The 13,775-nt window shown below is 63.8% G+C and carries 3 protein-coding genes; all 3 read left to right on the forward strand.

Annotation, left to right across the window (positions count from 1 at the left end; all coding sequences use genetic code 11):
• The first annotated feature begins 60 nt into the window (after nt 1-60).
• The 3 genes from ATI14_RS10065 (at nt 61) to ATI14_RS10075 (ending at nt 13,724) form a co-directional block, all read left to right on the forward strand.
• Nucleotides 61-996, forward strand: a complete 936-nt coding sequence (locus ATI14_RS10065) for a DnaJ C-terminal domain-containing protein (protein WP_016972555.1) — start codon at nt 61-63, stop codon at nt 994-996.
• Nucleotides 997-1,081: 85 nt separating this feature from the next.
• Entirely contained in the window at nt 1,082-7,936 is a 6,855-nt protein-coding gene (locus tag ATI14_RS10070) for an NEL-type E3 ubiquitin ligase domain-containing protein (RefSeq protein ID WP_080520632.1), read from the forward strand.
• A 70-nt stretch (nt 7,937-8,006) separates the two neighbouring features.
• Entirely contained in the window at nt 8,007-13,724 is a 5,718-nt protein-coding gene (locus ATI14_RS10075) for an NEL-type E3 ubiquitin ligase domain-containing protein (protein ID WP_080520631.1), read from the forward strand.
• Nucleotides 13,725-13,775 lie beyond the last annotated feature (51 nt).

The following is a 13,775-nucleotide window of genomic DNA, read 5'->3' on the forward strand; positions in this document are numbered from 1 at the left end:
CAAACCAGCGCACGTTGTGCCCCGGGCTGTGCGATCTCGATTAAGGATGGTGAACCGCCGATGGATTTCAAAGATTACTACAAGATATTGGGCGTAGAGCCGACGGCTGACGACAAGGAAATCAAGGCCGCGTATCGCAAGCTCGCGCGTAAATATCACCCGGATGTGAGCAAGGAAAAAGACGCTGAAGCCAAGTTCAAGGACGCGTCCGAAGCCTACGAAGCGCTCAAGAGCGCCGACAAGCGCGCCGAGTACGACGAGCTGCGCAAATACGGCCAGCATGGGCAACCGTTCCAGGGGCCACCGGGCTGGCAGAGCCGTGGCGGCTTTGGCGGGGGCGGCGGTGAGGACTTCTCGGACTTCTTCAGTTCGATCTTCGGCTCCCGTGGCGATGCCTTCGGTGGCGGCCAGCGCCGTCCAGCCGGGCGCAAGGGCCAGGACGTGGAGATGCAACTGACGGTGTCGCTTGAAGAGACCCTGTCGGCCGAATCCAAGCAGATCAGCTTCCAGGTGCCGCAGTACGACGCCTCGGGCCGGCATGTGACCAACACCACCAAGAGCCTGAATGTGAAAATTCCGGCCGGTGTGGCCGACGGCGAGCGCATCCGCCTAAAGGCGCAGGGCGCACCGGGTATCGGTGGCGGGGCCAATGGCGACCTTTACCTGATCATCAAGTTTGCGCCCCATTCGAAGTTCGAAGTCGAAGGCGAAAACCTGGTGATCACGCTGCCGCTGGCGCCATGGGAACTGGCGTTGGGCGCAGAAGTGGCGGTGCCGACGCTGACCGGCAAGATCAACCTCAAGGTGCCCGCCGGCAGCCAGAATGGCCAGCGTATGCGCGCCAAGGGCCATGGCTTGCTGAACAAGGCCGGCGAGCGGGGTTTCCTGTACATCCAGCTCAAGGCCGTGATGCCCAAGCAGGCCGACGACGAAACCATCGCCCTGTGGCAGGAACTGGCGAAAAAGGCCGCGTTCAACCCACGGGAACACTTCTGAAAAAAGCGGCCCGGCGCTAACTATCTAGCGCGGTTGTCTGGCTCGGCCATGGTGTGCTGATGCTCCCTTTAACTGGAGCGACATCATGGCCGATCTTCCTGCCGCACCCCCTGCGGCAACCCTGAGCATTCACCGCGACTACCTTGAACAAGCCAGCCCCGCGTGGCTGACCGATGCCACGCCGTCACGGCGCGCCCAGCTCAAGCAGGCAGCGGCGCCGGTGCCGGACTGGTACCGCAACGCTACCCCCGCCCAGCTCCAGACCCTGCACGACAAGACCCGCGCCAGCTTCACCGCACAAACCGCCCTCGACAAGGCCATGGCCCCCGTGCAAGACATCGACGCCTTTGCCGAGCCCTTGCTGGTCAAGGCCTTGAGTGAGCAGTTCAAGGTCGATCTGGATGTGCATAAAACCCTGCTGGTCCTGAGAAAACCCCTGGAGGTGACACTCTTCGACATCCGTGTGGGCCACTTCGAAGTGCTGCGCATCCCGCTGTTGCAGGCCGCGTTGCACAATTTCGAAGAGGGCGAATGCACGGACGACGCCTTTGATCGAACGTCCGGGTTTTTCACCCTCACGGCGGCGGGCGGCAACATCGAACCGGTCACTACCCCGTTGACGGTGGTGCAGTTCACCCGTCTGTGCCGTTCCCTGGATATCGGCGCGCAGTATCAGCGTCATCTCAAGAGCTACCTCAAGCCCACGGACCCGGTGGCGGAGCGGACGCTGCGAGAAACCTTCATCAGCGCGCGCAAAGCCGACCTGGCAGCTGCGGCCGAGGCCGCCTTGTTGAGCAAGGACATCGAGCCTGCAGACCACGCGATGATCCTGTCGATGATCAACGGTGAGCGGCATCCCTGGATGGGGGATAAGCAGGTGTGGCTGCGCGACCTGGGCTTGATGAAAAAACGCATGATCGGCTGCGTGGCCTTCGTGATCGTGAAGAAATATCGCTATGGCGACGAGGTGATTCTCTACATCCCCAACGATCCGTTTCATCCCCTGAAGCGCTATAACTGGGCGCAGTTCGCCGCCATGTTCAAACAACGCTTCAACGCCCGCGACCAGCCAGACCCCGGCGATGGCACGCCCACTGCCTACCAGCAGTTTTTCAGCCAGTTCGTGGCCTATGCCGACCTTCCCGACTATTTCGCCGGGCTGACCGAAGAAGCCCCCGCCGCCAATTTCGGCGCAGCCTTGGCGCCTTATGCGCCGTTGCTCAATACGCTGAACAAAGGCATCAATCCGTTCGCTGCGCTAACCGGCATCAAGGAGTTGCCCCCCATTGCGCCCCGGGCCAGACTGCCCAACCCGGACCCCTACCTCAATCCCGGTTCCATTCTGATCAAAGGCCGTGGGCTGTGGGAAGAAAACCCCGACCTCTGGGACCACCTCTACACCCGTCACCGCGACAAAATCCTCAACGACGCCGCCGCCCATGCGGTGCCAACGGCGGATGTGGACGCCCGTGTGCGTTCGGCCAAGATCGCCGCCTTGCTCAATGCCGGTCTGATGGTGCTCAACACCGTGTCGATGTTCGTGCCCGTACTGGGCGAAGTGATGATGACGGTGATGGCGGGTCAGTTGTTGTACGAAACCTTCGAAGGCAGCCTGGAATGGGCCGAAGGCGACCGCCGCGCCGCCAAGGCGCATTTGGTGGACGTCGCCGAGAACCTGGCGACCCTGGCAGTGATGGCGGGTGTCGGCAAAGTCGTTTCCAGCATCGCGGCGGCCAGGCCCGAACCGCTGATCGAAGCCCTCGACCCAGTGACTCTGCCCAATGGGCAGGTGCGTTTGGGCAAGTCAGACCTCAAAGGTTATGCCAGCCCCGACACTCTGCCGGCCGACATTACCCCCAATGCCCGGGGTCAATACCTGCATGCCGGCAAAACCTATATCCGCCCGGGCGACGGGTTTTATGAAAAAACCTACGACGCTGCCCTCGGCCGCTGGCGGATTCGCCACCCCACGAATCCGGATGCCTATCAGCCAGTCTTGAGGGATAACGGCTTCGGGGCCTGGCGGCACACCCTGGAGCGCCCGCAGACCTGGGACCGGCAGACCTTGATGCGCCGCCTCGGCCCGGTCACGGACGGGTTCGACGATGAGCAATTGTTGAGCATCGCCGATATCAGCGCCACGTCCGATGGCGCCTTGCGCCAGATGTATCTGGATGAGACGCCGCTTCCGGCGGCATTGGCCGACACCTTGCGCCTGTTCAAGGCCGACCGTGACGTTGCGCAGGTTATCGAGCAAATCAGCACCGGCAAGGCCGTGGACGACCGCTACCTTTACGTCCTGCCGTTGCTCACCGACATGCCGCGCTGGCCCGTGGGCCGGGTGCTGGAGGTATTCGAGGGGGCGGATCTTGCCGGTCCCGTCCAGCGTTACGGCACCGAGCGCCTGTATCACGGGGTCGTACGCAAAGCGCCGATTCGCATCAGCCGCGCTGATGTGCTCGGCAGCCAAATGCCGGCCCGCATCCTGGCGGCGCTCGATGAGTCGGAAATTGTCGGCATGCTCGGTGGCGAGCCTGCGCGGGTGCCTGAGAACCGACCTCTGGAGCTGCGCAAACAATTGGCCGATTTCGCCCGCAGCCGCCAGCCGGCGCTGTTCGACAGCCTCTATAAAGGCACCGAGCTGCCCGACCCCTTTGTCGCCAAACTGCAACGCCTGTACCCCGGCCTGAGCGAGCACGCCGCGCAACAGGTGCTGGCCGACGCCGATGCCGAGCAAATCGCCCGGCTGCGCGCCACCGGCCGCGTGCCCCTGGCCATGCAGGAACATGCCCGCTGGCAGGTCAGCCAGGGCCGCCTGGGGCGCGCCTACACCGGCTTGCACATGCAAAACCTCGTCTCGGCCGACAGCAAGCGCCTGGCCCTGCACACCTTGAGCAAGCTGCCGGGTTGGTCGGATCAACTGCGCATTGAGGTGCGCGAGGGCAGTATCAGTGGCACGCTGCTCGATGGCATCGGCAGCGAGGCGGCAAGCCAGCGCAAGTATCTGGTCAAGCGCGGGCCGCAATACCAGGCGTTCAACGAGCGTGGCGAGACCCTCAACAGCCTGGGGCGCGATGGCGACAACTTCTACGCCTCGTTGATGCATGCCATGCCCGACGAGGCGCGTCAGGCCATTGGCCTGCCCCATGTAGGCCAGAGCCTTGAGCTGCGCCGCGCCATCATCGACTACGCCACCGCGCACCGGTTGGAGTCGGCGCGCCTGATCAAGCAACAGTCGTCGCCTCGCCCGACCTTCAAGCCACCCCAGCGCATCGGCGCCAAAGGGCTGGGCTATCCGGCCAGCGGCCGAGGCCAGGGCACGTCACCGTCATTGGTCAGTCGTGTGCAGGACGTGTACCCGCAGATGACCGAAGACCAGGCCAACGGTTTTATCCTCAGGCAAATGCTCGCCGACAAGAGCGACGCGCAGATCTTCACCCTGCTCAACAATCGCCTGAGCGAATGGCGGCAGTTGGAGTCGACCCTCGACACCTGGATGCTCACCGAATCCACTGACCTGTTTATCCGCCGCTACCCGCAAATGGACTCGCGCCCCGGCATCGTGCGAGCGCTCAAGGCCTGCTGGCGCAACGCCCCTCTGGCCGAGCTTCCCGGGCACGCTGAGTTGCAGTTGGTCGGCGAGTTCCCCCTGCCGCCCCTGAGTGCAGATTTTTCCCATGTGCGCACCTTGAACGTCGGTGGGCGGGGCATGATCGATGGGAATATCGACCAGCTCCTGGGCTACTTTCCCAATGTGCAGGAGCTGACATTGGCCGGCGCCGATACGCCGCCGTTCAGCGTGCCCCAGGCCCTGGAGGGAATGGGACAATTGCGGCAGCTCAAGATCTTCTCCGGTACCGGATTGTCGACCGAGGAATTGAACCGGCTGCAAGGCCTTACCGGCCTGGAACAGTTGGACCTGCACTCAACCCTCGGCTCACTCCAGCCGCTGGATGTCAGCCGGTTGCGGCGCCTGCGCAGCCTGAGGCTGTCGGGGGGCGGGCAAAAGCAGTTCCCGCTGGGCGCACTCGAACTGTCGCAATTGCAGCGCCTGGATCTGAAGGCATCGTCCATTGATCAGCTGCCGGATCAACTGTTTGCGCCTGGCCAAGAGAGCCAGTGGGCCAAGCTGTCGATGAACTGGGCGAGTTTCAATCGCGAGCGGTTCAGGGCCGCCTATGAATTTGTGCGCAACCATCCGGAGCACTTGATCGACCAGGACGAGATGGTCCGTGAGTACTGTGGCGGGCTGCTGGATGAGGGCCTTGGCCGCAAAATCGGCTTTAACACACCTTTGAGCGGACCACTCAAGGCCTTGTTCTTCGAGCGCTGGACCAGTTCGCAGGCGCAGTTCGACGCCATAGAGGCACTGAGCGGCGAATACGCCGAGCTGTCCCGCAGCCTCGACAATTGGTTAACGCAGGATGCTCAGAACCTGCAACGGTTTGCCCGCACGGGGCTTGCCGAAAGCCTGCGCAAGGCCTGGAACGACGGTCTGTTGCAACGCTTCGGGCGGCTCGACCCCGTCACGTTGACGGTGCCGGGCCTGGTCGTCAGTGACATGCCCCACTTGCCTGCCGGCCTATTCGATGCAGTAGCCACCCTGCAGATGCCGAATGCCATAGTCCCCTCGGCACAACTGAGCCGCTTTCTGCGCGGCTTCGGCGGGTTGCGCAGCCTGGATGTCTCTGGCGCGAGTCTGACCGAACTGACGGTGGCGCCGGGCGAGTGGCCGGCGCTGGAACACCTGAACCTGGCCAACAACCCGTTGCAGACGCTGGATGTGAGCGGGCTGAATCAATTGACAGCCCTCAACCTGCGCGCCAGCCACTTGAGTCAATGGCCCACCGGCGCCGAGCACCTGCCGCAGCTCACCTGGCTGGACCTGCGCGATACCCGGATTACCCAACTGCCGGCCACGGCGCTGGCCGAAGACCGCCTGTTGCTCGACAGCCAGTTTTCCGGCTTGCCCCTGACCCCCAAGGCCCGGGCGGAACTGGGTGTGGCGCGCCAGCGGGTCGAGCGCAACCTGGGGCTGGAAGACGCCACCTTGAGCCGCTTTGAACAACAGCCGATGGGCGAGGTTTTCCCGCCCCGCGAGAGCGGCAGCGCCATTGCCCGGCAGTTGTTGCCAATGCCTGTAACCGATGCGATCGAGGCCGGGTTGACCCGGTGTCTGAACAGTTGGCTGTTCACCCGTGAGTTCTCGCGAAGTAGCACTTTGAAGGTGACTGCCGGCGCCCGGCGAGTGGCCGCGCAACGCATCCTCGACTGCTGGCGCGCGAGCCAGTCCAGGCCGGTGGGAGAGGCGGCCGTCGAGCTCAACTTCCACGGTCTGACCCTTGGCGAGCTGCCCGCGTTGCCCGTTACCTTGCACCCTGTCGAGCGCCTGAACCTTAACGGTGTGCAGCTTACCGGGCCTGGGTCCGACGCTTTCCTGCGGGCCTTCCCCGAGGTCAAAACCCTCACTCTCAGCGGTAATCAACTGGTGTCACTGCCGCCGGCTCTGGAAGGCATGGCCTTACTGGAGAGGCTGGACCTGTCGGGGGTTGGCATCAGCGATCCCGAACGGCTCTATCCCACGCTGGAGCAAATCGAAAACCTGCGCTGGCTGGATGTCAGTTACTGTGATCTGGAAACCTTTAGCCTCGACACTCTGGACGGCCTGGAATCCCTGAACCTGAGCAACAATGAGCTGGCCCATTGGCCTGACGGCGTGCTGCGGGCCACGCAGCTGCGTACCCTGGACCTGAGCAGCAACCCGCTCGAAGCGATTCCGCCCGGCGCGCTTGAGGGCGAACACGACGCGTTGATGGCCGGCACCGACCTGTCCGAAAACTTCAATTTTGACCTCGAAGACCTGCGCCGCTTGCAGGCCTATGCCCGGCGCGTCGGCAGCGACACTGCCTTGGGCATGAGCAGTGCCGATGTGCAGCAGCAAATCAGCGAGCTGGAGCATCCCACCTCCAGTGATACGGAAAGCGAGCCGGATGAGGCCGAAGAGTTTCCGGTATTGCCTGATGAAGTCCTGAGGGAAGCGCCTGTCACCGCTGCCGATCGTGAAACCTGGCTGCACAACCTGCCGGCCGATGAGCAGGCACGACTGGGCGAGCTGTGGGACCAACTGGCGCACGAGCCTGACAATGCCGCGTTCTTCAACTTGCTGTCGCTGCTGCCTCAGACCAAGGACTTCGACCTGGCCCGAGCCTCACTCACTGCGCGGGTGTGGCGGGTGATAGAAGCGGCGGGCAGCAATGCCGAACTGCGTGAAACCCTGTTCGGCATGTCCAACACCCACGGCACCTGCAGCGACGGGCGGATCCTGACCTTCAGTGCCCTGGAGATCAAGGTGCTGGAGTTCGACATCTTGCGCGACCTCGACCCCACCGATCTTGCTCGCAAAGGCTCGGCGCTGCTGAGCTTGTCGCGCAACCTGTTTCGCCTGGAGCAGGTCGAGCAACTGGCGGCCAGGCATATCCGCCCCAACTCCGACGCGGCCGAAGTGCGCCTGCAATACCTGATCGGCCTGCGTCGGCGCCTGGACCTTCAAGGCGTGCCGGAAAAAATGCGCTACGCCACCCCCATCGGCGGCGCGACCATGGAAGGTCACGCGCGTGCCATCGAGGCCCTGGAACACTCCGACGCGTTCCACGAAAACCTGATCAGCCGCGACTATTGGGTGGCGTACCTCAAGGAGCGCTACCCCGAGGACATCGCCGCGCTGGAGCAGCGCAACGCACAAAAACGCGACGCGCTGGAGGACGCGTTTGCCAGTGTCAATGACGTGGGCTACGTCAGGGGCCTGGAGACCCTCAACGTGCAATTGCTGGCGGATGAAACACAAACCCTGATGGCCCTCTCGCGCAGGGCGGAGGAGGCGTTGAACCCGTCTGCGCACGACCCCAGCCAGCCAGGCACGTCCGCAGGCCTGAGACGCTAACTACCTACCGCAGCGAGGGCTGCCGGGCATGGTCTGCTGATGGTTTCCTGAGCATCAGTGAGGAGTCACCATGCCCGTTGATACATCCAGCCTCGAACCGCAAACCGCCGCTTACGAGGTGATCAAACAAACAGTGCCCGCCTGGCTGACCCAGGCGTCGGCCAGCACCCGCGAGGCCCTCAAGGCCGCGCCCACCCATGAAGTCGATTGGCTCGACCACCTCAACGGCAGCGAACGCCGCCAGTTGCAGCAGTACACCAGTGCCTGCGCGCACTCGCAAAATGCCCTCGACCAGGCCATGGCCGGCCTGCCCGGCGCCGAAGCGTTCGCCAAGCCGTTGCTGGCGGCGGCACTCAAGGCGCAGTTCGGTATTGAGCCGGACCTGGACAGCACTTATCTGGACCTGCGCAAACCCGTCGAACTGGGCGCGTTTGGCATCCGCATCGGCAGTTTTTCGGTATTGACCCTGAGCCTGCTGCAAGCGGCGCTGCACAACTTCGAAGAAGATGAATGCGCGTCAGGTGCCTTTGCCCCCACGTCACGTTTCAAGCGCGGGCCGGCTGAACACGACGCCAGTGTGACCCTGGGCATGAGCATCGAAGCCTTCCTGAGCCTGTGCCGTCGCCTCGACATCGGTGCGCAGTATCAGGCGCGGCTGACGGCGTTTTTCCACAACGCCAGCGGCCTGCGCGACCTGGTGATCCAGGCCCAGAAAGACGCCCTTCAAGCGGCCGCCTACACCGCATTGCTCAAGCACGACATCGGGCCCGGTGACTACGCCGTAATGGGTGCGGTGATCGCAGGGGAGCGAGAGATCCGCGACAACGGCAAGCCGGTCTGGTTCAACGACCTGAGCCTGATGGGCCTGCGCCTGTCGGGCTGCACCGCGTTCGTGGCCGTCGACAAATACCAGCACGCCCAAGAGGTGCTGGTGTACATTCCCCATGACCCGCAACACCCGCTGAAAAAGTATCCCAACCTTCAAGCCTTGCAGGCAGAGCTGACCCGCCAATTGATGGCTGACGCCAAGCGGGGCACGGGGCTCACTGCCTATCAAGGGTTTCTCAAGAACTCCATTGCCTACACCGACCAGCCGACCTACCTGCGCCGCCTCACCGAGGACGCGTCCGACGCGCCCGGTGATCCCTACGGCACCCTGCGCATCGGTCAATACATCTTGCCGTTCGTCTCGGCGACCGTCTCGCTGCTGATCGGCCCCAAACAATTGCCCCCCGCGCCCACCGCTCGCGAGCCGATCAAGGATCCGAACTTTTACATCCAGGTCATCGCCAAGCGCGAGCCGTGGCAAGCCAATGTCGAACTCTGGGGGGACAACTTCGATAAGCTGCGCGACAAGCTGATTGCCGACGCCCGTGGCCATGCCGTGCCCACGGCGGATGTGGACGCGGCGGTGCGTGCCAGAAAGGTTGCCGCCCTGGAAAGTGCCGGGCTGCTGGCGCTGAACCTGGTCTCAATGTTTGTGCCGGGGCTTGGGGAAGTGATGATGGCGGTCATGGCCGCGCAACTGCTCTACGAGACCTTCGAAGGCGTGGTGGAGTGGCATGAAGGCGACCGCGAGGCGGCGTTGGGGCACCTGGCTGATGTGGCCGAAAACCTGGTGTTTATCGGCGTGATGGCGGCTGGCGGCAGGGTCGTGCACAAGGCGCTCAGCACCCCGGCGGTGGTTGAGTCACTCAAGCCTGTGAGGCTGCCCAATGGCCAGCAAAAACTGTGGAAGGCCGATCTGACGCCCTACAGGGTGTCGGTGCAGCTGGCGCCCGATGCCAAGCCGGATGTACTGGGGCTGTATGCCCATCAAGGGCAAAGCGTGTTGCCATTGGAGGGCGACCACTTTGCCGTGGCCTACGACGCGCAAAGCGCCGAATACCGCATCCAGCATCCGACCCGTCCTCAGGCCTACGCGCCGCGCCTGGCGCATAACCATGAGGGTGCCTGGCAGCATGAGCTTGAACACCCGTTGACCTGGGATGCTCCGACGACCCAGCGCCGCCTGGGGCAGCCTGCGCAAGGCCTGAGTGCCGAGCGCCTGCGCCAGGCCTGTGAGGCCAGCGGCATCGACGCCGATGCCTTGCGCGCCGGGCATCTGGACCAGGAACCGGTGCCCCTGGCGCTCGCCGATACGTTGCAGCGCTTCAAGGGTGCGGAGGAGGTGGCGGACTTTATTGCGCAGATGAAGTCGGAGAGTGCCTTGGTGTACGCCAAGGCCGACCCGGTGCTGCAAATGGACCTGTTGCGCCGCCGGGGCATGCTGCCGGGTGAGTCCTACGTGGTGCTTGAGCGCGATGGCACACACGTCTGGAGTGATCCGGTGCTGCCCGGTCAGTCTCGCCAGGCGATAGTGCTTGCCGAGGGTGCACAAGCGCGTGGTGAGTTGTTGCAAGAGGTGCTGGGTTACTTTCAAGCGGATGATCCGGCGCTAAGCGAGTTTCCCAGCCAGGCGAGTGAGTCGTTGCCCGAGCGCGCACGCCAACTGCGTCACTACCTCGGCGCCGAGGCCCAATCCTTTGAAAGCGCGCTGGTGGAGGAGCGCTACAAGGCGCGCAATTTCAGCGCCAACCCCGATGTCACGCGGCTCCAGGGGCAGTTCCCCAGCCTGCCGAGCGCGATGGCCGAGCACATGCTCAAAACCCTCGATGACGACGCATTGCAGCGTTTTCGCAGCGCCGGCCAGTTGCCGCCCAACGTGCTGGAGCAGGCCCAATGGCAGGTCCAGGAGTTGCGCCTGACCCGCGCCTGGGAAGGGCTGTTCGCGGACTCGTTGGCCAATGCCGACACCCAGCGCCTGCAAGCCCTGGGTACCGATTCACGCGCGAACCTGCGCACGGCGTTGCTCGAGCAACCGCTGCTCAAGCCGGCCTACGACCCTTCGATGCGTTTGCTCGGCGGCGGTCGTGGCGTACGGCAGCTGATGGACACGGCCGCCAACGCCCTGCGCTCACCGGCCGAGCGCGTGCGCCGGCTGTTCCCGGACTTTACCGAGGACCAGACCCAGGCCTTGCTGCACTCACTCGGCTCCGAGGTGCGCAGCGGGTTGTCGCGCCTTGAGGACGAATACACCACCCTCAAGCGCGACCTCAAGCGCTGGGTGCGGGACAACGCCCCGCCGGTGAGCACTACGGCCTTCGATCGCCAGGGCGGGTTCGTCAAGACATTCGCCGATGCCATCAAGCGTTGCTGGCGTCGCCAGACCAACACCCTCAGCATCGTCCCTGGCCACCCGCTCAACCTGCCCGCGCTCACGGCGGATTTCAGCCATGTCGAAGCGCTGGAACTGGCCAACACGCCGTGGAACAGCGATGCCCGGACCTTCCTGAATAACTTCAGGCAGCTCAAGCGCCTGAGTATCCGCGAAGCAGCCCTCAGCGAGCTGCCCGAAGGCCTGGAGCAGATGAGTCAACTGACTCAGTTGCAGTTGCGCAAGAACCGGATTCGCCTGACGCCTCAGGCTGTGGAACAACTGGGGCGCCTCAATCGGATGGAATGGCTGGACCTGTCGCAGAACCCTCTCGGCCTGGCCCCGGATTTGAGCAACATGCCGCACTTGAGGTACGTGTTCCTCAGGAGTACCGAACTGGAGCACTGGCCCACCGGGTTGCGGGATCAGAGTGGTCTGCGCGAACTCAACCTGGAGGACAACCACCTGCGCACGATCCCGCCCGAGCACCTGGAGCCGCCGGCCGAGTACGCTGAGCAAATGATCAAGATCAACCAGGTAACGTCGATCAGGGGCAATCATTTATCCGCCCAGGCGGAACAGGCGCTGGACGATTATTGGCGGCGGTTGTCCCACACCCATCCTGAGCTGCTGCTCAACGGTCGCGGAGACCGTTTCTCGGTGGAGTCTCCCGCCATCGCCCAAGTGCGGCAGATGAACCCCAATTACGATATTGGCCGATGCCGACAGTACATCTGGAACCTGGGGGAGGACGCCGAGGGGCAGTTGTCTCGCCAGTTCCAGGAATACAGCGACCTCAAGGCGCAACTGGACGGTTGGGTGTTTTCCGGCGGCGGCGCGCGCCAGCGCTACGTGCGCATGAACCAGGTCCTGGAAAACCTGGCGCAACGTGACGACCGCGTCATGGCCCGTACCCGCATCCTGGCATGCTGGCGCCAGGAAACCCCGATGAAATTTGCCGCTGACGGCACGCCTATCGGGCTGGAGCTGGACCTCAGCGGCCTGGCGCTGCCGAGCTTGCCCGACCTGGAGGCGGACTTCAGCCATGTCGCTTCCCTCAAGCTCACGGGCATGAACCTGAGCACCTCGCCGGAGGGGTTTCTCTCCGGTTTTCAAGGCGTGCGCTGGCTTGATCTGTCGAACAACCAATTGCGCGAACTGCCGCCTGCGGTGGGGCAGATGCACGGTTTGACACGGCTGTTTCTGGACGACAACCAGATCCGCTTGACCGCCGGCAGCGCCCGGGTCCTGGCCGAGCGCACCACGTTGCGGGCACTGTGGATGAGCCGCAATCCGCTGGGCATGGTCCCGGACTTCAGCCGGATTCCGGATATCCGTTCGGTGCGCTTGAGCGGTACCGACATTCCGCGCTGGCCCGCTGGGCTGGAATCACAGACGTTGCTCGACGAAATCGACCTCAGCCATAACCAACTGACCACGCTGCCCGAAGGCCTTATTGCACCCACCGAGCAGCAACTGGAGCGCTCCGTACGCCTGAGTACCATCACCAACGTCGGCAACAACCCGTTGACCGAAGCCACCCTGCAGCAGGTGCGGGCGTATGCCGAACGCCTGGAAGAGGGCGGCCAGTTGCAGGGTGGCCGCCCCTTGAGGCTGATCAGCACGGCATTGGGCTTGCGCTCACCTGTGGTGGTGAGGCCTTTGGGCGCCCCCTTCGAGCGCTGGGCGCGGGGCTTTGATGCGCAGGAGTTGGCCGGCCGTGGAGCCCAATGGTCCACCCTGCGGGATGACCCCGGCAGCCAGGGGTTTTTCGAGGTGCTTGCTGATATGGAAGCGCCCGCGGCCGGCCGTGAAGACCTGCAACGGCGGGTGTGGGAGGTGATCGACAGTATCACCGAACCCAGCGCCGAGTCGGCGGCGCTGCGCGAAGACATGTTCACCTGGGCCGGGCGGGCCGCGTGCTGTGACCGCGCCGCCTTGTCGTTCAGTAACCTGGAAGTGATGCAGTTGGTTTACCGCGCCAAGGCGGCGGCAGGTGATGCGGCGCAAGGGCCGGCCCTGCTGAAGCTGGCCCGCGGCCTGTTTCGTCTGGACGAGGTGGAAAAGACGGCGCTGCAACGGATCGCCGAGCGCACCGAGCAGATCCGGAACGACCCGCAGTTGTCAGACCAGGCCAAACGCCGAGCAATCGGTCGCCTTGATGAGGTCGAGGTTCGCCTGGCCTATCGCTATGGGTTGAAGGACGATCTGGAGCTACCGGGCCAGCCCGGCCAGGCGCGGTTCATTGCCATGGGTAACGTCACCCCGCAAGACCTGACGAACGCCCGCGAACGCATCCTGGCCTTGAACAACTCCCCGCAGGAACGCCAGGCCCTGCTATCCCGGGACTTCTGGAAAGACTACGTCACCAGCAAGCACCGCGTGCAATTCGACGCGCTGAGCAAGCCTTTCCACGAGCAGCTTGCACAGCGGTTGGAACAGGTCGAAGCCGGCACCCTGTCCCGTACCGACTACGACACCCAGGCGCGGGGCTTGCAGGATCAACTGGGCATTGCCGAGGCCGACTTGATCGAGCGTTTGACCACTACCGAGCTGGAGGAATATCCCCAGCCCGGTCCTCCCGAGGCCTGATGCAATATCTATCTAGGCTTTAGCGGCGCAGCCATTGGTTAGGCTCGTGGG

Source organism: Pseudomonas tolaasii NCPPB 2192 (genome assembly GCF_002813445.1).
GTDB lineage: Bacteria > Pseudomonadota > Gammaproteobacteria > Pseudomonadales > Pseudomonadaceae > Aquipseudomonas > Aquipseudomonas tolaasii.